This window comes from Azorhizobium oxalatiphilum (assembly GCF_014635325.1).
Classification (GTDB): domain Bacteria; phylum Pseudomonadota; class Alphaproteobacteria; order Rhizobiales; family Xanthobacteraceae; genus Azorhizobium; species Azorhizobium oxalatiphilum.
This window is the reverse complement of record NZ_BMCT01000003.1, coordinates 63,137-85,300: the sequence shown is the minus strand read 5'-3', so window position 1 is coordinate 85,300 and position 22,164 is coordinate 63,137. Positions and strand designations below refer to the sequence as shown.

General features: G+C 67.9%; 20 protein-coding genes. 16 read left to right on the top strand and 4 right to left on the bottom strand.

What is annotated here, in order from left to right:
- Positions 1-63 precede the first annotated feature (63 nt).
- Entirely contained in the window at positions 64-228 is a 165-nt protein-coding gene (locus IEW24_RS12395; RefSeq protein WP_188578987.1) for a hypothetical protein, read from the top strand.
- A 64-nt stretch (positions 229-292) separates the two neighbouring features.
- Here the strand turns inward: IEW24_RS12395 and IEW24_RS12390 are convergent, their stop codons facing one another.
- Positions 293-1,468 (bottom strand): MFS transporter, encoded by a 1,176-nt coding sequence (locus IEW24_RS12390; protein WP_188578984.1) that lies wholly within the window; start codon positions 1,466-1,468, stop codon positions 293-295.
- 182 nt (positions 1,469-1,650) lie between these two features.
- Between IEW24_RS12390 and IEW24_RS12385 the strand changes: the two genes are divergently transcribed.
- Positions 1,651-2,667: a LysR family transcriptional regulator gene (locus IEW24_RS12385; protein WP_188578983.1), complete on the top strand. Its 1,017-nt coding sequence runs from the start codon at positions 1,651-1,653 to the stop codon at positions 2,665-2,667.
- Between the two features lie 150 nt (positions 2,668-2,817).
- Here the strand turns inward: IEW24_RS12385 and IEW24_RS12380 are convergent, their stop codons facing one another.
- Positions 2,818-3,369 (bottom strand): GNAT family N-acetyltransferase, encoded by a 552-nt coding sequence (locus IEW24_RS12380; protein WP_188578981.1) that lies wholly within the window; start codon positions 3,367-3,369, stop codon positions 2,818-2,820.
- 312 nt (positions 3,370-3,681) lie between these two features.
- On the bottom strand, positions 3,682-4,812 hold the full coding sequence (locus IEW24_RS12375; protein ID WP_188578979.1) for a type III PLP-dependent enzyme: 1,131 nt from the start codon (positions 4,810-4,812) through the stop codon (positions 3,682-3,684).
- A 921-nt stretch (positions 4,813-5,733) separates the two neighbouring features.
- On the opposite strand from IEW24_RS12375, the gene hemA reads away from it, so the two are divergent.
- The 6 genes from hemA (at position 5,734) to IEW24_RS12345 (ending at position 10,360) form a co-directional block, all read left to right on the top strand.
- The gene (gene hemA, locus IEW24_RS12370) at positions 5,734-7,011 is read left to right on the top strand and encodes a 5-aminolevulinate synthase (protein WP_188578977.1); all 1,278 of its coding nucleotides are present in this window, start codon (positions 5,734-5,736) and stop codon (positions 7,009-7,011) included.
- A gap of 163 nt (positions 7,012-7,174) precedes the next feature.
- Positions 7,175-7,558, top strand: a complete 384-nt coding sequence (locus IEW24_RS12365) for a hypothetical protein (protein ID WP_188578975.1) — start codon at positions 7,175-7,177, stop codon at positions 7,556-7,558.
- Positions 7,559-7,950: 392 nt separating this feature from the next.
- A complete protein-coding gene (locus IEW24_RS12360; RefSeq protein WP_188578973.1) occupies positions 7,951-8,703 on the top strand; it encodes a lysozyme inhibitor LprI family protein in 753 nt (250 codons plus the stop codon).
- Between the two features lie 56 nt (positions 8,704-8,759).
- A complete protein-coding gene (locus IEW24_RS12355) occupies positions 8,760-9,077 on the top strand; it encodes a hypothetical protein (RefSeq protein ID WP_188578971.1) in 318 nt (105 codons plus the stop codon).
- An 82-nt stretch (positions 9,078-9,159) separates the two neighbouring features.
- Positions 9,160-9,903, top strand: a complete 744-nt coding sequence (locus IEW24_RS12350; protein WP_188578969.1) for a lysozyme inhibitor LprI family protein — start codon at positions 9,160-9,162, stop codon at positions 9,901-9,903.
- 34 nt (positions 9,904-9,937) lie between these two features.
- Complete coding sequence (locus IEW24_RS12345) at positions 9,938-10,360, top strand: STY0301 family protein (protein WP_188578967.1); 423 nt, start codon at positions 9,938-9,940, stop codon at positions 10,358-10,360.
- Positions 10,361-10,421: 61 nt separating this feature from the next.
- On the opposite strand, the gene IEW24_RS12340 is transcribed toward IEW24_RS12345, so the two are convergent.
- Positions 10,422-12,812 carry a transglycosylase domain-containing protein gene (locus tag IEW24_RS12340; protein ID WP_244644353.1) on the bottom strand — a complete coding sequence of 797 codons (2,391 nt, stop codon included), beginning with the start codon at positions 12,810-12,812 and terminating at the stop codon, positions 10,422-10,424.
- Positions 12,813-13,029: 217 nt separating this feature from the next.
- Between IEW24_RS12340 and IEW24_RS12335 the strand changes: the two genes are divergently transcribed.
- The 8 genes from IEW24_RS12335 to IEW24_RS12300 all read left to right on the top strand — a co-directional run bounded on the left by IEW24_RS12335 (position 13,030) and on the right by IEW24_RS12300 (position 22,163).
- Positions 13,030-15,834, top strand: coding sequence for a [protein-PII] uridylyltransferase (locus IEW24_RS12335; protein WP_188578965.1), 2,805 nt, complete (start codon positions 13,030-13,032; stop codon positions 15,832-15,834).
- An 88-nt stretch (positions 15,835-15,922) separates the two neighbouring features.
- Positions 15,923-17,203, top strand: a complete 1,281-nt coding sequence (locus IEW24_RS12330) for an SDR family oxidoreductase (RefSeq protein ID WP_188578962.1) — start codon at positions 15,923-15,925, stop codon at positions 17,201-17,203.
- Positions 17,203-17,676, top strand: coding sequence for a DUF2269 family protein (locus tag IEW24_RS12325; RefSeq protein WP_188578960.1), 474 nt, complete (start codon positions 17,203-17,205; stop codon positions 17,674-17,676). The genes IEW24_RS12330 and IEW24_RS12325 overlap by 1 nt, the downstream gene beginning before the upstream one ends.
- Positions 17,677-17,792: 116 nt before the next feature.
- Positions 17,793-18,962 (top strand): MFS transporter, encoded by a 1,170-nt coding sequence (locus IEW24_RS12320; RefSeq protein WP_188578958.1) that lies wholly within the window; start codon positions 17,793-17,795, stop codon positions 18,960-18,962.
- A 165-nt stretch (positions 18,963-19,127) separates the two neighbouring features.
- The gene (locus tag IEW24_RS12315; RefSeq protein WP_188578956.1) at positions 19,128-19,292 is read left to right on the top strand and encodes a Flp family type IVb pilin; all 165 of its coding nucleotides are present in this window, start codon (positions 19,128-19,130) and stop codon (positions 19,290-19,292) included.
- 11 nt (positions 19,293-19,303) lie between these two features.
- Positions 19,304-19,804, top strand: a complete 501-nt coding sequence (locus IEW24_RS12310; protein ID WP_188578954.1) for an A24 family peptidase — start codon at positions 19,304-19,306, stop codon at positions 19,802-19,804.
- Positions 19,805-19,960: 156 nt separating this feature from the next.
- Entirely contained in the window at positions 19,961-21,316 is a 1,356-nt protein-coding gene (locus IEW24_RS12305; RefSeq protein ID WP_188578952.1) for a leucyl aminopeptidase family protein, read from the top strand.
- A 4-nt stretch (positions 21,317-21,320) separates the two neighbouring features.
- Complete coding sequence (locus IEW24_RS12300; protein ID WP_244644352.1) at positions 21,321-22,163, top strand: C40 family peptidase; 843 nt, start codon at positions 21,321-21,323, stop codon at positions 22,161-22,163.
- Position 22,164 lies beyond the last annotated feature (1 nt).

The window sequence follows — 22,164 nt, the reverse complement described above, 5'->3', positions numbered from 1 at the left end:
GTCCTCATCGGCACGGGCCGTTCCATTTTCGGGTGCCCGTCTGTTCAGCCCCGGAGATGCCTTGTGCGCCGCCTGTCCGTGATCCTCATCGCCACCCTTCTGCCGGTGATGGTGGCTCTCACCCTGTTCGGGGCGCTGCACGCCTGGGCCTCCAGCTTCGATGGGCTTCCCGCTCCCTTCGAGCCGCCGGTGCCGGCCTGGGATCTCGGCCTCATCCGCCACCGCTGAGCGCGACCCGATACGAAAAAGCCCCGGCATGACCGGGGCTTTTCATTTTGCGAGACTGCGAAATCTATTCCGCCGCCACCGGGCGCAGGGTCCGGGCGGCCTCGATCCGCCCCGTCCACCACACCACGGGCACCGCCGCCAGCGGCACCAGCGCCGCCACCCACGGGATGGCGCCGAGCCCGAGCCCGTGGTCGATCACCACGCCGCCCAGCCATGCGCCGATGGCATTGCCGAGATTGAAGGCGGCGATGTTGAAGCTGGAGGCCAGCGACTGGCCGGCGCCCTGCGCCTTCTCCAGCACCCACATCTGCAAGGGCGCCACCGTGGCGAAGGCGATCGCCCCCAACAGGCCCACGAAGACGACGGCGGCAATGCCGTTGTGCAGGCCGATGGTCATGGCCCCCAGCACCAGCGCCAGCAGGATCAGCGTGGCATAGATGGTGGGCACCAGCTTCCAGTCGGCCAGACGGCCGCCGGCAAGGTTGCCCACCACGAGGCCGGCGCCGAACACCAGCAGGATGGGCGACACCGCCGCGTCCGAGAAGCCGGTGATCTGGGTCAGCATGGGCGCGATATAGGTGAAGGCGGCGAACACCCCCACCCAGCTCAGCACGGTGGTGAGCAGGCCGAGCAGAAGCGGCGCGCGGGCCAGAACGGCGAGGTCGTTCTTCAGGCTCGTCGGCTCTTCCTTGGCGGTGCTGCTTGGCACCAGAAGGGCGATCACCACGAGGGCGAGCACGCCCACGGCGGTCACGGCCCAGAAGGTGGAGCGCCAGCCATAATGCTGGCCAAGCCAGGTGCCGAAGGGCACGCCGAGGATGTTCGCGACCGTCAGGCCGGTGAACATGACGGCGATGGCGGAGGCCTTCTTGTTGGCGGGCACGAGGCCGGTGGCCACCACCGAGCCGACGCCGAAGAAGGTGGCATGGGCGAAGGCGGTGAGCACGCGGGCCGCCATGAGCGTGGTGTAGTCGGGGGCGAGCGCGCAGGCCAGATTACCGAGCGTGAACACGCCCATGAGACCCAGCAGCACAGCCTTGCGCGGCCAGCGGGCGGTGAGGATGGTGAGCACCGGCGCGCCGATGACGACGCCAAGCGCATAACCGGAGATGAGCAGACCGGCCGCCGACAGCGAGACGCCAAGCGAATGGCTCACGTCGAGCAGCAGGCCCATGATGACGAATTCGGTGACGCCGATGCCGAAGGCACCGGCGGTGAGGGCGTAAAGGGCCAAGGGCATCGGGCGGATCCCAGCTTGCGGGTGCACGCAGCGCTCGGGGAAGCACCTGCGGGAACCCAATGATGATGAAAGGGCATCCCCGGCCAGATGAGCCGGCGCACGCCGCGTTGCAACAAAATGGACGCAAGCCGCCGTGCGGACTAGAATGTCCGCAATCAAAGGATTTGTGAGTTCATGTCACAATGGCGCGCTTCGAGGTCAACCGCACGGCGGAAATGGACGTGTTCGTCCGGGTGGTGGATCAGGGCGGCTTCTCCGCCGCCGCGCGCGAACTGCGCCTCACGCCCTCGGCGGTGAGCAAGCTCATGAGCCGGCTGGAACAGCGGCTCGGCGCACGCCTGCTCAACCGCTCCACGCGCCGCCTTCAGCTCACCCCGGAAGGCACCGCCTTCTATGAGCGCTCCGTGCGCCTGCTGGCGGATCTGGACGAGGCCGAGCGTTCGGTCGCCGCCAGCGAGGAACCGCGCGGGCGCCTGCGGGTGAATGCCAACGTGCCTTTCGGCCATCACTTCCTCGCCCCGGCGCTGGCCGACTTCCTCACCCGCTATCCCGGCATCTCGCTGGACATGGTGCTCACCGACAAGGTGGTGGACCTGATGGAGGAGCGCATGGACGTGGCCGTGCGGGCCGGGCCGTTGAAGGATTCGCAGCTCGTGGCCCGCAAGCTCGGCGAGACGCGGCAGGTGATCGTCGCCTCCCCGGCCTATCTGGCGCGCATGGGGATGCCGCAGCGCCCCGCCGACCTTGAGGCGCACAACCGCATCGGCTTCTGCTACCTGCGCCAGATCGAGGGCTGGCCCTTGCGGGGAGAACGGGAGGGCGAGACGCTCACCGTCCGGCCCGAGGGCAATGCCATGGCCAGCGACGGTGAGGGCCTGCGCCATCTGGTGCTGGGCGGCGTGGGCATGGCGCGCTTCGGCATGTTCCATGTGGCGCATGACATCGCTGCCGGCCGTCTCGTGCCGGTGCTGGAAGCGTTCAACCCCGGCGACCTCGACCCGCTGCACGCGGTCTATCTCGGCCAGGGCGGCAACATGCCGGCCCGGGTGCGGGTCTATCTGGATTTTCTGGTGGAAGTGGTGGCCCCGCGCTTCATCGCGGCGGCCATGGCAGATGCGCGGGAGCTGATGGCGGGGAAGGGTCACGCCCTTCTCCCCAAGAGCAACATGTCCCCTCTCCCGCTTGCGGGGGAGGGCTAGGGAGGGGGCAGGCCGGGCGGCCTCTTGTGAGAATTGAGCGGAGGATCAGGTGGCGAGGGCAGGCCACCGCGCTGCGCGCGGCCCCCTCCCCGACCCTCCCCCGCAAGCGGGAGAGGGGGAGTGGAGAACTACGCTCCTAGCTTCGCACCTTCACGCCGAGCGCTTCAGATCCGCCGCGATGAGCGCGTCGAGCGAGGGCTTCTCCGCCATCACGCCCGTGGGGCTGATGAGCCCGCGCGCACCAGCGAGCGCGCCCGCCTTCAGTTCCACCGCCAGAAGGCGCGCGGGATCGAACGGGCCCGGCATCCACAGGCCGCTCGTCTTCGCGGAGGAGAAGCCGAAGCGCCGGTAATAGGACTCATCGCCCACGAGGAGAACCGCCCCGTGGCCGAGATCGGCGGCGCGGCCGAGCGCATCATGCATCATGGCCGCGCCGAGGCCACGGTCGCGGAACCACGGATGGACGGCGAGCGGGCCGAGCAGCAGCGCCGGCCGGCCGGGACCGGCGGAGACGTGCCACAGGCGCACGGTGGCAGCGAGACGACCATCGGGACCATGGGCGGCGAGCGACAGCCCATCCGCCGGCAGCCGGCCCTCGCGGATCAGCTCGGACGCCTTCTCGAACCGCTGCGGCATGCACAGGTCCAGCAGGGCCTCGCGCGCGGCGGCCTCTTCCCATTTCTCAAGCACAATCGCAGTCATCGGCAGCTCCTGCCCCGTAACCGTTGGCCGAAAGATGCCCATCCGGCGAAGCGGTGCTTCGCCAGCCCTGAAGGCAGAAGGATGGGTGCGGAAGAGAGGGGACACGCCCCTCGGGAGCCGGATCGGTCAGTCTGCCTGAACCGTGAATCCGTCTCCAACTCAGCATTGGAGCACGGGTGAGGCCGCCCGTGCGGCGCGGACGTTCGACACGCGAAGCCATCGGGCAGGTTGACGCCCGATCAGATTCGCATGCCGGCCGCGCGCCGTTGGCGCCTCACCCGGCAGCATCGGCCCGAAGGCCGACGCCGCTGTTCAGATCACGTAGGACTTCAGCGGCGGGAAGCCGTTGAACGCCACCGCCGAATAGGTGGTGGTGTAGGCCCCGCACGCCTCGATCAGCACCTTGTCGCCGATGGACAGCGACAGCGGCAGATCGACGGGGGTCTTCTCGTACATCACGTCGGCCGAATCGCAGGTCGGGCCGGCGAGCACACAGGGCGCGGTGTCGTCACCGTCGCGCGGGGTGCGCAGCGGGTAGCGGATCGCCTCGTCCATGGTCTCGGCCAGACCGCCGAACTTGCCGATGTCCAGATAGACCCAGCGCATGGTGTCGCTCTCGGCCTTCTTGGAGATCAGCACCACCTCGGTCTCGATGATGCCGGCATTGCCGACCATGCCGCGACCCGGCTCCATGATGGTCTCGGGGATGGCGTTGCCGAAATGCTGGCGCAGCGAATCGAAGATCGCCTCGCCATAGGCCTGCGCCTTCGGCACGTCCTGCAGATACTTGGTGGGGAAGCCACCGCCGAGGTTCACCATCGACAGCGAGATGCCGCGCTCGGCGCACTCGCGGAAGATGAAGGCGGCGGAAGACAGCGCCTGATCCCAGGCATGCACGTTCTTCTGCTGCGAGCCCACGTGGAAGGACACGCCATAAGGCGAGAGGCCGAGGCGATGGGCATGCTCCAGCACGTCGGGCGCCATCTCGGGGACGCAGCCGAACTTGCGCGAGAGCGGCCATTCGGCGCCCGCGCCGTCGCACAGGATGCGGCAGAACACCTTCGCGCGCGGGGCGACGCGGGCGATCTTCTCGACTTCTTCGTAGCAGTCGACCGCGAACAGGCGCACACCGATCTTGTAGGCGCGCTCGATGTCGCGCTCCTTCTTGATGGTGTTGCCGAAGGAGATGCGATCGGGCGAGGCGCCGGCGAACAGCGCCATCTCGATCTCCTGCACCGAGGCGCAGTCGAAGCACGAGCCCAGCTCGGCCAGCGCCTTCAGGATGGCGGAATCGGGATTGGCCTTCACCGCGTAGAAGACGCGGGTGTCCGGCAGGGCGCAGGCGAACGCCGAATAGTTGGCGCGCACAACGTCCAGATCAACAACGACACAAGGACCGTCTTCTCGTCGGGTCCGAAGGAATTCGCGGATGCGATCGGTCATGGCAACCTCCCGTGACCTTGAAGCCTCGTGAAGTGCAGAAGGATTTCCGCACGACGACAGTCAGGCGGACCGCGATGTGAACCATCGTCGGTCCGGGACACGCGCATCGTCGGCATGGGGCGTTATGGAAGCGCCGCAGTCCGACGGGCCGTGCCCGCTTCGCCGGGTTTTCACCGGCCGCAAATCGCGCCGAGCGGCATCGCACCAGCCGCGCAGCCAAAGGCCGAACGGGCAGTTACGGATGCGCACGATTGGAAAGGGGAGTTCCCTCTCCGCACGGCCGGCAAGATGTAGTGCCTCTTCAGTAACGCCGACCTTTGGAGGGCCGACAGAGACCAAAAAAGCCCGTACGTCGTTGCTTCAAGTCACGTCCCCTGCTGAGAGCAGGGTGGGCCGGTTCCCTCCGGCTACCGATCTGGCTGGCGGCTTTCCGGCCTCTTGTCCGGACTTCCGCCGATCGGCACGCAACCACAGGCACGTGCGAAATTGGGCAAAAACGCATTTAGGGAAATTCGCCCCCCCGTGCAAGCGGCAATTTCGCGGCAATCCCTCCTTTTTGCCGCTCCAATGAACTGACCATTGGTGAAGACAGCGGCAGATGCCTCCAAAATGGTACCGCAGCTCATTTTTCCGCGAGGGAGAGGCAGGTTCCGGTGCGAAATTCGCGCCTGCATTGCCGCATTGCATGAATGGTATGGCATGCATTTTCCGGCGACGATTTCGGCTGCCAGCCCTTGGAAACGCTTGTTTCAAAGCTTGATGCAGCCAAGATGAACGGGTGCGGTGCAGCGTGTTCTTTCCGTTCCAACCGCGCCTCATCGTCGCGTGACAACTGTTGCACTTGATCGAAAGCAAGGTCCGGCGCAAGTTGGCCGCTAGGATTAGAACAGTTCGCGTTCACGCTTCCGCCCCGGATCCCGAATGTCCTACGATCATTTCTTCGCCGACGCCGTCGATGCCCTCCGCCGTGAACGTCGCTACCGCACGTTCGCCGAGATCGAGCGCAATGCCGAGCGTTTCCCCCGCGCCACGTGGCACTCGCCCGGCGGTCCGCGTGAGATCGTGGTCTGGTGCTCCAACGACTATCTGGGCATGGGCAGCCATCCCGCCGTCGTCGAGGCCATGCGCGAAACTGCGCTGCTGCGCGGCGCCGGTGCCGGCGGCACCCGCAACATCTCGGGCAACAGCCATGAGATCGTGATGCTGGAGCGCGAGCTGGCGGACCTGCACGGCAAGGAGGCTGGCCTCGTCTTCACGTCGGGCTACGTGTCCAACGCCACCGGCATCTCCACCATCGTCCGACTGATCCCCGAATGCGTGGTGATCTCGGACGAGCTGAACCACAATTCCATGATCGAGGGCGTCCGCCAGGGCGGCCGGCAGAAGGCCATCTTCCGCCATAACGACCTCGGCCATCTCGAAGAGCTGCTGCAGGCGGCCGGCGACCGGCCCAAGCTGATCGTGTTCGAGAGCGTCTATTCCATGGACGGCGACATCGCCCCCATGGCCGAGATCTGCGATCTGGCCGAGCGCTACGGCGCCATGACCTATCTGGACGAAGTGCATGCGGTGGGCATGTATGGCCCGCGCGGCGGCGGCGTCGCCGAGCGCGATGGCGTCATGCACCGCATCGACGTGATCGAGGGCACGCTGGGCAAGGCCTTCGGCGTGGTCGGCGGCTATATCACCGGCAAGCAGGTGGTCATGGATGCCGTGCGCTCCTATGCGCCGGGCTTCATCTTCACCACCGCCCTGCCCCCGGCGATTGCCGCCGCGGCCACCGCTTCCATTCGCCATCTCAAGCTGTCGGGCCAGGAGCGCGACGGACAGCGCCGTCAGGTGGCCAAGGTCAAGGCGGCGCTCGCCGCCGCCGGCCTGCCGCAGATGGAAACCCCCACCCACATCGTCCCGGTGATGGTGGGCGACGCCAAGGCCTGCAAGGCCGCCAGCGACGTGCTGCTGGCCGAGCACAACATCTACATCCAGCCCATCAACTACCCCACCGTGCCGCGTGGCACGGAGCGCCTGCGCATCACGCCGACGCCGTTCCATGACGACAAGCTCATCGCCCATCTGGCCGGTGCGCTGAACGACGTCTGGACCCGCCTCGACCTGCCGCGCGTGCGGGCCACGGGCGGCGAGCGCCGCGTGCTGGCCGCTGGCGCCGCGCCCCTCGCCATGCCGGTGGGCGGCGGCTGATCGCCGTCTTTTCCGATCCCGGTACAAGCGGATTCCAGCCTGAAGGCACGCTCCATCTGGAGCGCGCCTTCACTGCTGGCGTGAGAAGCTGATTCACCAATCCAATTACAATCCGACAGGACACGCCTCCCCCGCCGGGCTTTTGCTTGACGGGGCGACCGGCTTGTCGCGGGATGAAGGCATGACGCCGCCCCTGCGCGATACAGCCTCTGCCGAGTGGGAACGCCAGCTGCTGCTCGGCGCGCTCGATGAGGATGCCGCGCTCAGTGCCGCCGAGCGTGTCCAGGAAACCGCCGGCGCTTCTTTGGGAGACATTCTCCTGAGCCTCGCCGACCTCGCCGATGCGGGGCTCGTCTGCCTCTACAGCTACGCGCCCGCTGAGGCCGCATCGCCTTCTGAGCCCCCGCATATCCGTCCCGCGAACGACCCCGGTGCCCTGCTGCGGGCTGCCGCTCATGCACCCGCCACGCTCGGCTACGAGCTGTTCCTCGCCACCACGGAGCAAACCCTGACCCGCCTGAAGGCTCTGGAGCACAGCCGGCTTTGATGACGTCGCCGGCAGGGGCGAGAGGCGGATTCGTCAGCCGGGCTGATCAAGTTTGGCCCGATCCGGCCCTAAAGTGAGGTAGCCGATTGCGGAGCAGCACCCGAGTAGGTCATAAATTGCAGACCATGGATGAGGCCGAACTTTTTTCGCACCTGACACCGGAGCTGCGGTCGCGCAAGCCGGTGCAAGGCGCTATGAACGGGCCGTTCCACTGTTGCCGCGCGATTGACAGGCGGCTGGAACATTCGCCTCATCCTTTTCTGAGACGATCCGTGAGCCGTAGTCGGCCGATTCGCCTGTTCGAATCGCACCGGCGACCGGATCGCCCCTGCGTTGGATGCACGGATCGCGGACATGATCAGAGTTTGTCCGCCGCCGGGAGACATGGACTGATGTCGACGCCTGCCCCCGTCCATTCCCGCGCCACGTCGGCGCGAAATGGGCTCCGTGGCGTCCTGCTGGGGCTGATTGGCCTTGCGGGGGCGACGACGGCTGCCGTCGCCGGCCCCTCGTTCGACTGCAACAGCCCGCGCACCCGCTCCGAGCGCCTGATCTGCGCCTCGCAGGATCTGTCCGACCTCGACCGCCGCATTTCCAACGCCTACCGCAATGCCTCCGGCGCTCTCGACGCGCCCGGCAAGTCGGCGTTGCGGGTGGACCAGCACCTGTTCCTCGAATCGCGGGACATCCAGGCCCAGACCGACGATTACGACATGAAGGCCGACTTCGAGTGGCGGGCGAAGCTGCTGGAGAACATCCAGCCCGACGCCCGCTCGGGCTTCACCGGCCTCTGGGCCAACGCCTATGGCGAGATTCGCATCACGCCTGTTCGGGGCGGCGTGTTCGAGGTCGATATCGCCACCGTCCAGCCCTATCCGAGCTTTCCCGTCTGCCAGCTGAAAACCAGCGGCAGCCCGCAGGGCACCATTCTTGTGGTGGGCAATGCCACGGCCGCCGAGCGGGATGCCAATGACGGCTGGACCGTGCGGCTGATCCGCAACGGCACGGCGCTCACCGCCGAATTGCAGCGCCCGCCGTCCTCCGGCATGTCGAGCCCGCCCTTCTGCGGCTTCCGCACCAGCATCGACGGCGACTATCTGCCGGTGCACCGCATGCCCGCCGATCCCCGTTTCAAAGCCGAGTAACGACCTCTTTACCGGAACGGCTGCGTCCGGATGCCCTTTTCGCGCGTATCGCGGGCATGACAGACCCGATCCTCTCCCTTCCCGCCCAGCTCGAGCGCGACCTTCTGGTCAACACGCTCGAACAGGAATCCCTGTTCGAGACCTCCCAGAACGCGCACATCTCCCATGGCATCGAAAGCGACCAGCTCGAGCCCTATCTCGCCGCGCTGGGCGCGTCGGGCCTGCTGACGCTCTACACCTATGGCGGCCTGCGGAATGACGAGATCATTCACCTGCCGCTGAGCCTGCTCAACACCTGCCTCACGCATCTCGCCGCCGAGGTGTTCCTCTCCCCCACCGACGCCACGCTCTCCCGGCTGAACGCGCTCTCCTGACGGGTTGGCTTGCCCCCGCCGCCATCGAAATGCGATGGCTGGGCGGACAAGCCGCCTGCGGGCGTCTGCCGGGAGGTGCCCCATGCCGTTCTTCCACGCCGCCGGGCGCTCCGGCTGCTCATCCTTCGGCCTGCTGACGGCGGGCCTCTCGCTGGCTGCGATCCTCGCCCTGCCGCGTCCGGCTGCTGCCGCCGGCCCGTCCTTCGATTGCAAGGCCGCCCGCAGCAAGACCGAGAAGGCGATCTGCGCCGATCCCGCCCTCTCCGCCCTCGACCGCCGGATGGCGGATGCCTATCGCAAGGCCATGGCCGGCCTCGACACGGCGGGCAAGGCGGCGCTTAAGAACGACCAGATCTATTTCCTGCAGGTCCGCGACATCCAGCTGGAGCAGGAGAAAGAGTTCAGGCTCGACGAGGACATGGACTGGCGGGTGAAGTTCCTGGCGAGCATCACGCCGGCCCCACGCACCGGCTTCACCGGAAAATGGGTGAATGCGAACGGCGAGATCACCGTCGCCGCTGCCCCCGGCGGCGGCTTCAAGGTCGAGATCAACACCGTCCAGCCCTATCCCAGCTATCCCATGTGCGCCTTCCACGCCGATGGCGCCCTGTCCGGCCAGACGCTGGTGGTGGGCGGCGGGGCCGACGACATGAAGGAAAACGACGGCTGGACAGCGACCCTCACCCGCACCGGTGCGGCGCTGAAGGCGGAACTGGTGCGCGCGAAGACGTCGGAATACGCCTCCCCGCCCTTCTGCGGCTTTCGCTCCAGCATCGACGGCAACTTCCTGCCCGTTCAGGGCCTGCCCGACGATCCACGCCTCTGAGGCACGCACCCCCAACTTCAACGGAGCCGAAACCATGAAAACGATCGTCCTGCCGCTGGTGATGCTCATGGGCAGCAGCACCATGGCGTTCGCGGCACCGCAGTGCCCGCAGGAGATCAAGGTTTCGCAAAGTCTGGCGGCCCCCGTCGCGGAATGGACGGGCTTCCAGACGACCAGCCCCACCAGACTGAGCGGCATCGCCTTTTATGACGGCCCGCCGGCCGAGGACGCCAGCCTCGCCCCGGACAGCTTCAAGAAGCAGAAGAGCCTTGAGACCGCGATCTGGACCTTCGATCCGCAGTCAAGCCGATCCATCTGGATGATGTGCCTCTATGCGGGCACCACGCAGGCCCTCACCCGGGAACTGCCGAAGGGCACCCGAGGCTGCACCATCAGCTACGACGGCACCCAGAAGATTGCGGGCCAGAGCATCATCACGAACGTTGCCTGCAAGTGAGGCCCCGGCCCTGCTGAGCAGGCGACGGCGGACAGGCACGGCCCGTCCGCCCCCTACCCCTTCAGCGTCGTCCGCCGAGGAAGGTGTCCACGAACCACTTGTCCAGCGTCATGGGCTCTTCCTGCTGACGCTGCTGCTGCGGCAGCGTGCCGACGATGGCGGGAGGCGCCTCGTCCGGAATGGCGCCGGGCGGCATCATGCCCGGCTGGCCATAGCCGGGCTGGCCGTACCCCGGCTGCCCATATTGCGGCTGGCCATAGCCCACGTAGGAGCGGCCCGCGCCGGGCAGTTCGGCAACCGGCAGGCCCTTGTGGGCCACCTTCATGTAGCTGCTCCAGATCTCCGCCGGCAGATTGGCGCCCGACGCCCGCTTGGTGGGCGACGAGTCGTCATTGCCCAGCCACACCGCCGTCACCATGCGCGCCGTGTAGCCCACGAACCAGGCGTCGCGGTAATCCTGCGAGGTGCCGGTCTTGCCGGCGGCATCCCACCCCGGCAGCTCGGCGCGGCGGCCGGTGCCGATGGAGATGGTCTGTTCCAGCATGTGGTTCATCATGCCCACATAAGCGGGATCGATGACCCGGCCCGGCCCCTTGGTGGCGCGGGAATAGAGGATCTTGCCGTCCGCGCCCTTCACGCTGTCGATCACGTAGGGAATGACGCCGATGCCACCATTGGCGAAGGGCGCGTAAGCGGAGGCCATCTCCAGCACCGACACTTCGGACGTGCCGAGCGCGATGGAGGGATTGGGATCCAGATTCGAGGTAATGCCGAGGCGATGGGCGGTGGCCACCACCGCCTTCGGCCCCACTTCCAGCGCCAACCGAACGGCGACGGTGTTCAGCGACATGGCCAGCGCCTGCTGCAACGGCACCGGGCCGAGATACTGGTGGCTGGCATTCTCCGGCTTCCAGCCCTTGAGCTGGAGCGGGCCGTCCTCGCGGATGGTCTCGGGCGTCAGGCCCTGCTCCAGCGCGGTCAGATAGACGAAGGGCTTGAAGGACGAGCCGGGCTGCCGGCGCGCGGTCACGGCGCGATTGTACTGGCTGTCCTCATAGGACCGCCCGCCCACCAGCGCCTTCACCGCGCCATCGGTATCGAGCGAGACCATGGCCCCCTGCCCGACCCCGAACTTCTGGCCCTGCTTGTTGAGCGTATCGGAGAGCGAGGCCTGCGCCGCCTGTTGCAGGGACGGGTCGATGGTGGTGCGCACGGTCACGTCGCCGGAGAGCGGGCCGACATAGCTGTCCAGTTGGTCCATCACCCAGTCGGCCACATAGCCGATGGAGTCCGGACCCGAGGCGCGGGCGAGCGTTGCCGGACGGGCGAGCGCGGTCTTCACCATGTCCTCGCTCACGAAACCCTGCTCGCGCATGGCGGCCAGCACCAGATTGGCGCGATCCTGCGCGGCCTTGAGGTTCCGGGTCGGGGCAAGGCGCGAGGGCGCATTTACGAGGCCCGCCAGCATGGCCGCCTCGGACAAAGTCACGTTGCGCGCCGACTTGTTGAAGTAGCGCTGGGCGGCCGCCTCCACGCCATAGGCGCCGTTACCGAAATAGACCCGGTTCAGATAGAGGTCGAGAATCTCGTTCTTGGTGAACTTCTTCTCCAGCCACAGGGCCAGCACCAGTTCCTGGATCTTGCGCGAGAAGGTGCGCTCCTGGGTCAGGAACAGGTTCTTCGCCAACTGCTGGGTCAGCGTCGAGCCGCCCTGCCGCACCCGGCGCGAGACGAGGTTCGTCGTCACCGCGCGGGCCAGACCCCAGAAATCAAGGCCCCAGTGCTCATAGAAGCGCCGGTCCTCGATGGCCACGAACGCCTTGGGCAGATAGGGCGGCAGTTCCTTCAGCGGCACGGCGGCCCCGCCCATGTCGCCACGAGTGGCCAGCGGCTTGCCGTCGAAGGCCTGGATCATCACGGTCGGCGGGCGCTTGGGCACCATCAGCGTCTGCATGGGCGGCAGCTTGGAGGCCTCATAGGCCACCAGCGCACCCACGCCCACGGCCGCCCACAGGCCGAGGATGAACAGCCATTTCACCAGGCCGAACAGCGAGAAGAAGCCGCGGCGACGCTTCGCCCGCGCAGGCTTTCCCCCACCGGACGTGGCCTTGCCGCGCCCGTTGCCGGAGCGCCCGTTCGATCCCTTGCTGCTGGTGCGGCGCTTGGCGGCGGCCATGTCCTCTCTTTCCGCGATGAAGTCGTCCGCATCGTCGCGGTCCGCCTCTGCGCTGTCGAAGTCACGATCGAGACGCGGTTCAATGCCCGGCTCGATCCGCTCGCGCTTGGCCGTGCCCTGCGTCTTCGCCGGCTTCGGCCCCTTGCCGTTTTCCCGGCGGCCTCCCGCCCGGTCCTCCGGCTCCAGACGGATGTCGAACCGGGAGTCGGAACGTGTCTCGCGCGCGCCCATGGAGGGTTCGCGCCGTTCCTGCCTGCCAGTCTCTCGCCCCGCCATGAAGGGTCCCGTTCCGCTGTTTGCTGATGAGACCTGAAAGACCTTCGAATGCGGCCATTTAAGGTTCAGTTACCCGATCATCGCCAATGCGGCACGAATTCCCCAGCCCACGGCCGCCCATCGCCGTGCGCCGCGCCGTGACGCGGGACGCCGATTGGGTTAAAGCGGAAGTCTTGTCGATTGTTGCGTCATTTGCCCCTCAGGGCCCCGAGAGACCATGCAGACACAGCGCTCCTCCCGCCCCTCGCGCACCATTGGAGAGCCCTTCGAGGGCGCGCAGCTGAAGGCGGACGTGCTCGCCATCGCCCGCACCCACACGGGTTCCACGGCGGACATGCGCCCGGCCATCGTCGCCTGCCTGAAGCAGGCCATCGCCGAAGGCCGCAAGGAAGCCGAGCGCCTGCTGATGTCCGACGGATCGGGCCGCATGTGCTCCATCCGCCTCTCGGCCCTTCAGGATGCCGTGATCGCCGCCGCCCATGAGGTGGCCACCACCATCATGTACCCCATCGACAACCCCAGCCGCGCCGAGCGCATGGCGGTGGTGGCGGTGGGCGGCTATGGCCGCGGCATGATGGCGCCGGGCTCCGACACCGACATCCTCTTCGTGCTGCCCTACAAGCAGACCGCCTGGGGCGAGAGCGTGGCCGAAGCCATGCTCTACATTCTCTGGGATCTCGGCCTGAAGGTGGGCCATGCCACGCGCTCCGTGGACGAGTGCCTGCGGCAGGCGCGCGCCGACGTGACCATCCGCACCGCCATTCTGGAGGCCCGCTTCCTGGTAGGCGACAAGGCACTGTTCGAGGATCTGGAAGCGCGCTTCGACAAGGAGGTGGTGGAGGGCACCGCCGTCGAGTTCGTGGCCGCCAAGATGGCCGAGCGCGAGGAGCGCCTGCGCCGTGCCGGCACCTCACGCTATCTGGTCGAGCCCAACGTCAAGGAAGGCAAGGGCGGCCTGCGCGACCTGCACACGCTGTTCTGGATCGCAAAGTACGTCTACCGCGTGCGCTCCTCCGACGAACTGGTGGCCAAGGGCGTATTCACCAAGGAGGAGGCGCGCCTCTTCACCCGCTGCGAGGATTTCCTCTGGTCGGTGCGCTGCCATCTGCACTTCCTCACGGGGCGGGCCGAGGAGCGCCTGTCCTTCGACCTGCAACGGGAGATGGCCGAGCGCCTCGGCTATACGGAGCATCCCGGCCAGCAGGACGTGGAACGCTTCATGAAGCACTACTTCCTGGTGGCCAAGGAAGTGGGCGACCTCACCGCCATCCTCTCCGCCGCCGTGGAAGCCCGGCACGAGAAGACCGTTCCCGGCCTCAAGGGCATGGTGGAGCGCCTGCGCGGCGGCCCCAAGCGCGTGAAGCTGAAGGAAAGCGCCGACTTCTGGATCGACAACGAGCGCCTCAACGTCATTGACGACGAGGTGTTCAAGCGCGACCCGCTGAACCTGATCCGCCTGTTCGCCATCGCCGACAAGCGCGACGTGAACTTCCATCCGGACGCATTGCGCCTCGCCGCCCGCTCGCTGAGCCTCATCGACGCCAAGCTGCGCGAAAGCCCGGAAGCCAACCGCCTGTTCCTCGACGTGCTCTGCTCGAAGAACGCGCCCGAGGAAGTGTTGCGGCGGATGAACGAGACCGGCGTGCTGGGGCGCTTCGTGCCCGAGTTCGGCAAGGTGGTCGCGCTCATGCAGTTCAACATGTACCACCACTATACGGTGGACGAGCACCTGCTGCGCTGCATCGGCATCCTGTCCGAGATCGAGCGCAAGACCAATCCGGAGCTGGGCCTCGCCAACGATCTGATGGCCACCATCAAGCCGCGCCATCTGCTCTATGTGGCGCTGCTGCTGCACGACATCGCCAAGGGCCGGCCGGAGGACCATTCCATCGGCGGCGCGCGCGTCGCCCGCAAGCTGTGCCCGCGCTTCGGCCTCTCGGCATCCGAGACCGAGACGGTTGCCTGGCTGGTGGAGCAGCATCTGGTCATGTCCACGGTGGCGCAGTCGCGCGATCTCTCGGACCGCAAGACCATCGAGAATTTCGCCTCCGTGGTGCAGAACCTCGACCGCATGAAGATGCTGACCGTGCTGACCACGGCGGACATCTGCGCGGTGGGCCCCGGCGTGTGGAACGGCTGGAAGGCGCAGTTGCTGCGCACGCTCTATTACGAGACCGAGCCGGTGCTGACCGGCGGCTTCTCGGAAGTGGACCGGGGCAAGCGCGTGGCGGTGGCACAGGCACAGCTGCGCCATGCGCTCGCCGACTGGAGCGACGACGCCTTCACCGCCTATGCGGCGCGCCACTATCCGCCCTACTGGCTGCGGGTGGATCTGGATGACAAGGTGCGCCACGCGCGCTTCATCCAGTCCACCGAAGAGGCCGGCAAGACGCTGGCGACCTCCGCCGAGATTGCCGACGGGCGCGGCATCACGGTGCTGACCGTGCTGGCGCCCGACCATCCCAAGCTTCTGTCGGTGATCGCGGGCGCCTGCGCGGCGGCGGGGGCGAACATCGTGGACGCGCAGATCTCCACCACCACGGACGGTCTGGCTCTGGACACCATCGCGGTGCGCCGGGCCTTCGACCTCGACGCGGACGAGGAGCGCCGCGCCGGCCGCATCCGCGACGCCATCGAGAAGGCGCTGACCGGCGAGGTGCGCCTGCCCGAGGTGATGGCGAAGAAGCTGTCGAAGGCGCGCCGCACCTTCTCGGTGGAGCCGGAGGTGACGGTGAACAACGCCTGGTCCAACCGCCATACGGTGGTGGAAGTGTCGGGCATCGACCGGCCGGGCCTGCTGTTCGAGCTGACCAACACCCTGTCGAAGCTGAACCTCAACATCGCCTCGGCGCATGTGGCGACCTTCGGCGAGCGGGCGGTGGACGTGTTCTACGTGACCGACCTGATGGGCGCCAAGATCACCGGCGCGGCGCGGCAGTCGACCATCCGGCGGGCGCTGATCGGGGTGTTCGAAGGCTCGTTCGACGAGGAGGAGCCGCCGCGGCGGGCGGCGCGGGGGTGAACGCCTCCGTAAAATGACACTATGCGACATCCTTCCTGCTGACGGCGCGATCAACAGCCGTTAACACTGCAGGCGCAAGGGTGGGCGCATGCGGATCATGGTGTTGGGGGCCAGCGGCTTCATCGGCCGGCAGATTCTGGTCGAACTGCTGGCGGGCGGGCATGAGGTGGTCGGCGTGGTCCGGTCCATCGGCGCGCTCGGTGCCGCCTTTCCGCAGGCCCGCTTTCTGGAGATGGACCTCGCGAAGGCGACGCGGGCCGAGGACTGGCACGGCCGGCTCGCCCATATCGACTGCATCGTCAATGCCGCCGGCATCCTGCGCGGACGCGATATGGACGCCATCCATGCGGACATGCCCCGCGTGGTCGGGACCGCCGCCCACGCAGCGGGCGTGCGCCACATGGTGCTGATCTCCGCCATCAGCGCGCGGGAGGACGTGCCCACCGACTATGCGCGCACGAAATTGGAAGGCGAGCGCATCGTGCGCGCGGCGCCCATGGGCTGGACCATCCTGCGTCCCTCGCTCGTCTATGGTGACGGCAGCTATGGCGGCACCTCGCTGATGCGCGGCATGGCGGGCCTGCCCGTCCTCATCCCGCTGCCGGGCGACGGCCGCTTTGCCTTCAGCCCCATTCACACCCGCGACCTTGCCCGGACCGTCGCGACGGTCTGCGGCAACCCGGCCTATTTCGGCCAGACGCTGGAGCCTGCCGGCCCCGAAACCCTGTCGCTCAAGGAGCTGCTCCGGCGCTACCGGGGCTGGCTCGGCTTTGGAAAAGCCCGCTTCCTGTCCATCCCCATGCCGCTGATGCGACTGATGGGCCATGTGGGCGATATCACCGGCAGCGGCCCCATCGCCACCAACAGCCTCGTGCAGATGGTGGCGGGCAACGCGGGCGATGGCACCGCCTTTGCCCGCGCCATCGGCTTTGCCCCGCGCAGCCTCGATGCCGCTCTGCTGGCCCGCCCGGCGCAGGTGCAGGACCGCTGGCACGCGCGGCTGTTCTTCCTCGCGCCCGCCATCAAGGCGATACTGCTCCTCCTCTGGCTCGCCTCCGCATGGCTCGGCTTCGCGCACGGTGTGGAGAAGACGGCCGAGCTGGTGCGCGCGCTGGGGCTACCGGAGGGATGGGCCGGGCCGTTGCGCATCGGCAGCAGCGTGATGGACCTCGTCATCGCCGCTTTGCTGCTGTGGGACCGGCGGGCGCGGTGGAGCACCGCCGTGCAGTGCCTCGTCGTGCTGGGCTACAGCCTCGTCATCGGCTTCGCCTTGCCGCAGCTCTGGCTGGACCCGCTCGGGCCGCTCCTGAAGAACCTGCCGATCCTGCTGCTCATCTGTGTACACGGCGCCATCGGAGATAGGCGCTGATGGATCTCTATTTTTTGGCCAAGACGCTGCACATCCTCTCCAGCACGGTGCTGTTCGGGTTCGGTGCGGGCACCGCCTGGTATTTCTGGAATGCCCATCTGACCCGCGATCCCGCAATCATCGCCCGCGTGGGCAAGATGGTGGTGCGGGCGGACTGGATCTTCACCGGCTCCAGCGGCGTGCTGCAACCGCTGAGCGGGCTCTGGCTCATGCATCTGGCCGGCTACCGGCTGACCGAGCCGTGGCTGGTGGTCACCTATGGCCTCTATGTGCTGGCCTTCCTGTGCTGGGCGCCGGTGGTGTGGCTGCAGATCAAGGCCACGCGCCTCGCGGAGATCGCCCGGCAACAGGGCCTGCCGCTGGGGCACGACTATGCGCGGACCATGTGGCTGTGGTTCGCGCTCGGCTGGCCGGCCTTCCTCGGCCTCGGCGCCATCTACTGGCTGATGGTCGCCAAGCCTGAGCTTTGGTGAAGGTAACTGGTATGATCTCGCATACCAGCCTCCCTCCCGCCCCCTTGCTGCACCGCAGCATAAAGCGCATCCTGCGGGCCGAATCCCCAGTCTCAAAAACAATCGGCCCGCCCCCGATGCCTCTGTCGCTCCTGTCGCTTGCCGTTGCCGCGTTCGGCATCGGAACCACCGAATTCGTCATCATGGGCCTGCTGCCCGATGTCGCCCGTGATCTCGGCGTCTCCATCCCCGATGCCGGCCTGCTCGTGTCGGGTTACGCGCTCGGCGTCGTGATCGGCGCGCCGCTGCTGGCCATCCTCACCAACGGACTGCCGCGCAAGGCGACGCTCACAGGCCTCATGGGCCTGTTCATCATCGGCAACGTGCTCTGCGCGCTGGCGCCCAGCTACGACCTGCTCATGGCCGCGCGCATCGTCACCGCCTTCTGCCATGCCGCCTTCTTCGGCATCGGCTCGGTGGTCGCCGCAGACCTCGTGCCCCGGCAGAAGCGGGCGCAGGCCATCGCCCTCATGTTCGCGGGTCTCACGCTCGCCAACGTGCTCGGCGTGCCCGCCGGCACCGCCCTCGGCCAGTGGCTCGGCTGGCGCTCCACCTTCTGGGCGGTGGTGGGGATCGGGTTCGCCGCCTTCATCGCGCTGCTCATCCTGCTGCCCTCCAACATCCCCATGAAGAAGGGCCGCATCCTCACCGAGTTCCGGGTGCTGAAGGATCCGCAGGTGTTCCTGGCCATGGCCATCAGCGTCATCTGCTCGGCCAGCCTGTTCGCGGTCTTCACCTATATCTCACCGCTGCTCTCCACCGTCACCCACATGTCGCCCCATGCGATTACCGGCGCGCTGCTGCTGTTCGGCGTGGGACTGACCGCCGGCAACATGCTGGGCGGCAAGCTCGCCGACTGGCGGCTCATGCCCTCGCTGATCGGCGCGCTGGTGGTGCTGATCGCAGTGCTGGCGCTGTTCGTCGTCACCTCCACCAGCATGATCCCGGCCCTCGCGACCCTGCTGGTGTGGGGCGTGCTCGCCTTCTCCATCATCCCGCCGCTGCAATTGCGGGTGGTGGACACGGCCCATTCGGCGCCCAACCTCGCCTCCACGCTCAATCAGGGCGCCTTCAATCTCGGCAATGCCATCGGCGCCTGGGTGGGTGCGGTCGCCATCACCCATGGCATCGCCTACCAGCATCTGCCGCTGGTGGGCGTGGCCCTGAGCTGCGTGGCGCTCGCGCTCTCCATCCTCTCCGCCAAGATGGACGGCCCCCTGCTGGCCACCGCCGAGGAGCGCGGCTGACATCCACATCGCCCGTTGCCGGACAGGGAGCGTTAACCCTTTTGGCAGCGGGCGGTGCGGGGCGGTATCCGGGTCTGCGATTTTTACCACCCCGCAAGGGACGCGGACCTAGCGTCCGGGGGAACGGCGGCCGGGGGGCTTGCCGCGCAGCCGCCGGGTGAGGTCATGAAGGTTCTGCTGACGAGGTTCGTGAAGGAAGAGCACGGCTCCACCGCCCTGGAGTACGGGCTGATCGCCGCCGGCCTCTCCATCGCCATCGTGACCGTGCTGACGCAGGTGGCCCTCACTTTGGGCCGCCTGAAGGCGTCCGCCGCCTCCGCCGGAAACTGAGCTCCGCCGCCATGCCCACCGCCCTCGCGGCCGAGCTGATCGCCAGCGCCTTGCTTCCGGTGGCCCTCGTCACCGCGCTCGCCAGCGATCTCTATAGCCGCACCATTCCCAATCTGGTGGTGCTGGCGCTCCTGCTCGGCTTCGGTGTGCTCGCCGCCCTCGGCCATGTGGCCGACGTGCCGCTGCGCCTCGTTCTGGCCGGCGCTTTGCTGGCGGTGGGGTTCGCGTTGTTCGCGGAGGATGTGATCGGCGCGGGCGACGCCAAGCTGGCCGCCGCCACGGCGCTGTGGCTCGATCCGACGCAGTTTCCCGTCTTCGTGCTCATCTGCGGTGGTCTCGGCGGCCTTCTGGTAGCTGCCGTCACGCTCGCCGCGCGGCGCAATGCCGCCGCCGGGCATCCGGCCGACGCGGGCCTTGCGCGCGGCCTCCCCTATGGAGTGGCGCTGGCATTCGGCGGGCTGGTTCTGTTTCCCCAGTCCAGCATCGCGCTCGCCGCCCCCTTCGCGCTCTGACGGCTTTCCCCGTCCCTCTTCAATTCGTGCTACCTGCCCTGGTCTGAGCCGTGGATCGTTCCGCGCCGCCATCAAACCGGCCCGGTTTGACGGTCTGAAGGGCGCCGAATCTCGGTCGCGCAGCCTGTCCCACGGCTGCCCTTGGGGAGTGTTTTCATGTCCCAGTCCATTGCCCCGGCGGATGCTACGAGCCTGCCCATCTGGTGCGTCACGCCCGATGGCTTCGCCGCCGCCCCTTTGCCCGAGGCCGCCCGCCGCTTCGCCGACAGCGCGAAGTTCACCGGCGAGGCCGGCAAGCTGCTGCCCGTGCCCGGCGCCGATGGCGCGCTGGCGGGCTATCTCTTCGGCCTCGGGCCGGATGGCGAGGCGTTTGCCGCCGGCAGCCTGCCCACGCAGATCGCCCCCGGCACCTACCGCCTCGAGGGCGACGTGCCGGCCCTCTCTGCGCTCGCCTTCGCGCTCGGCACCTACCGCTTCGAGCGCTATCGCAGCCGGCCCGCCCGCGAGGTGGCCCTCGTGCCGCCAACCGGTGCGGATGCACAGGCGCTGGCCCGCACGGTGGAAGCCGTCACGCTGGTGCGCGATCTCGTGAACACGCCCGCCAACGACCTCGGCCCGGCCGAGATCGAGGATGCCGCCCGCGCGCTCGCCGCCCGCTTCGGGGCTGAGCTGAACGTGATCGTGGGCGATGCGCTGCTGGAGGAGAATTTCCCGCTCATCCATGCGGTCGGCCGCGCCGCCACCCGCGCGCCGCGCCTCATCGACCTCACCTGGGGCGATCCCGATGCCCCCAAGGTGACGCTGGTGGGCAAGGGCGTCGCGTTCGATACCGGCGGCCTCGACATCAAGACCTCCGCCGGCATGATCCTGATGAAGAAGGACATGGGCGGCGCCGCCAATGCTCTCGGCCTCGCGCTCATGATCATGGCGCGCGGGCTGAAGGTGCGTCTGCGCCTGCTCATCCCGGCGGTGGAGAATGCCATCGCCGGCAACGCCTTCCGCCCCGGCGACGTGTTCCGCAGCCGCAAGGGCGTCACCGTGGAGATCGGCAACACCGACGCCGAAGGCCGCCTCATCCTCGCCGACGCGCTGGCGCTGGCGGATGAGGAATCCCCGGAGCTTCTCATTGATTTCGCGACGCTGACCGGCGCCGCCCGCGTAGCGCTGGGCCCGCAGTTGCCGCCCGCCTACACGGATGACGACGCGCTCGCCGCCGATCTCGCCCGCCATGCCAAGGCGGAGAGCGATCCTTTGTGGCGCATGCCCTTGTGGCAGCCCTACACGGCCATGATCGACAGCAAGATCGCCGACATCAACAATGCGGGTGCGGGCGGATTCGCAGGTTCCATCACGGCGGCGCTGTTCCTGAAGCGCTTCGTGGGATCGGCGAAGTCGTGGCTGCATCTCGACATCTATGCCTGGAACCCCTCCACCCGCCCCGGCCGGCCGGAAGGCGGCGAGGCCCAGACCATCCGCGCCCTCGATGCGCTGCTGGCCGAGCGTTATGGCTGAGACCATGAGCGCCCCCCGCGACCGCCGCCTCACCCCGGCCCGGCCGGACCTCGCCGCCGCCACGCTTCAGGGCGTAGTGGACGCCCCCCGTTTTGTGGAGGGCGAGGTGCGCCGCGTGTTCGCGGACGTGGCCCCGCTGCGCCGCCTGCCCCGGCCGGACGGCATGCTGGACACCGAGGCGCTCTATGGCGAGACGGTCACAGCCTTCGAGGACGACATCGAGGGCTGGTCCTGGGTGCAGCTCGGGCGCGACGGCTATGTGGGCTACATGCCCACCATCGCCATCGGCCCGCTCGGCCCCGCGCCGACCCACAAGGTGCGCGCGCTGCGCACCTTCCTGTTCCCCGGCCTCGACATCAAGCTGCCGCCGGTGGCCACCCTCGTCACCGGCGCGCTGCTCCATGTGCGCGATATCCGGGGCAAGTTCGCCGTCACCGATCGCGGCGCCGTACCCGCCGCCCATGTGATGGCGCTGGACGAGACGGCCCCCGACTATGTGGACGTGGCGGCGGGCTTTCTCGGCACGCCCTATCTGTGGGGCGGCTGCTCCAGCCTCGGCATCGACTGCTCGGGCCTCGTGCAGGCGAGCCTCGGCGTTGCCGGCGTCCAGGCTCCCCGCGACAGCGATATGCAGGAGGCGGCGCTGGGCGAGAGCGTGGACAACGCCGGCCCGTTCCGGCGCGGCGACCTGCTGTTCTGGGCCGGCCATGTGGGGATCGTGGAGGATGAGGCCACCCTGCTCCACGCCAACGCCCACCACATGATGGTCGCCCGCGAGCCCCTTGGGCCTGCGCTGGAGCGCATCGCGGCGGCGGCCGGGGCGCTGAGGACGGTGCGGCGGCTGTGAG

Excerpts from the sequence above, each read along its gene's own strand:
- IEW24_RS12350 (WP_188578969.1), top strand. The coding sequence starts at position 9,160 with ATGCCGTTCTTCCACGCCGCCGGGCGCTCCGGCTGCTCATCCTTCGGC.
- IEW24_RS12390 (WP_188578984.1), bottom strand. The coding sequence starts at position 1,468 with ATGCCCTTGGCCCTTTACGCCCTCACCGCCGGTGCCTTCGGCATCGGC.
- IEW24_RS12380 (WP_188578981.1), bottom strand. The coding sequence starts at position 3,369 with ATGACTGCGATTGTGCTTGAGAAATGGGAAGAGGCCGCCGCGCGCGAG.
- IEW24_RS12315 (WP_188578956.1), top strand. The coding sequence starts at position 19,128 with ATGAAGGTTCTGCTGACGAGGTTCGTGAAGGAAGAGCACGGCTCCACC.
- IEW24_RS12305 (WP_188578952.1), top strand. The coding sequence starts at position 19,961 with ATGTCCCAGTCCATTGCCCCGGCGGATGCTACGAGCCTGCCCATCTGG.
- IEW24_RS12360 (WP_188578973.1), top strand. The coding sequence starts at position 7,951 with ATGTCGACGCCTGCCCCCGTCCATTCCCGCGCCACGTCGGCGCGAAAT.
- IEW24_RS12335 (WP_188578965.1), top strand. The coding sequence starts at position 13,030 with ATGCAGACACAGCGCTCCTCCCGCCCCTCGCGCACCATTGGAGAGCCC.
- IEW24_RS12300 (WP_244644352.1), top strand. The coding sequence starts at position 21,321 with ATGAGCGCCCCCCGCGACCGCCGCCTCACCCCGGCCCGGCCGGACCTC.
- IEW24_RS12330 (WP_188578962.1), top strand. The coding sequence starts at position 15,923 with ATGCGGATCATGGTGTTGGGGGCCAGCGGCTTCATCGGCCGGCAGATT.
- IEW24_RS12355 (WP_188578971.1), top strand. The coding sequence starts at position 8,760 with ATGACAGACCCGATCCTCTCCCTTCCCGCCCAGCTCGAGCGCGACCTT.
- IEW24_RS12375 (WP_188578979.1), bottom strand. The coding sequence starts at position 4,812 with ATGACCGATCGCATCCGCGAATTCCTTCGGACCCGACGAGAAGACGGT.
- hemA (WP_188578977.1), top strand. The coding sequence starts at position 5,734 with ATGTCCTACGATCATTTCTTCGCCGACGCCGTCGATGCCCTCCGCCGT.
- IEW24_RS12340 (WP_244644353.1), bottom strand. The coding sequence starts at position 12,812 with ATGGCGGGGCGAGAGACTGGCAGGCAGGAACGGCGCGAACCCTCCATG.
- IEW24_RS12345 (WP_188578967.1), top strand. The coding sequence starts at position 9,938 with ATGAAAACGATCGTCCTGCCGCTGGTGATGCTCATGGGCAGCAGCACC.
- IEW24_RS12310 (WP_188578954.1), top strand. The coding sequence starts at position 19,304 with ATGCCCACCGCCCTCGCGGCCGAGCTGATCGCCAGCGCCTTGCTTCCG.
- IEW24_RS12320 (WP_188578958.1), top strand. The coding sequence starts at position 17,793 with ATGCCTCTGTCGCTCCTGTCGCTTGCCGTTGCCGCGTTCGGCATCGGA.
- IEW24_RS12385 (WP_188578983.1), top strand. The coding sequence starts at position 1,651 with ATGGCGCGCTTCGAGGTCAACCGCACGGCGGAAATGGACGTGTTCGTC.
- IEW24_RS12325 (WP_188578960.1), top strand. The coding sequence starts at position 17,203 with ATGGATCTCTATTTTTTGGCCAAGACGCTGCACATCCTCTCCAGCACG.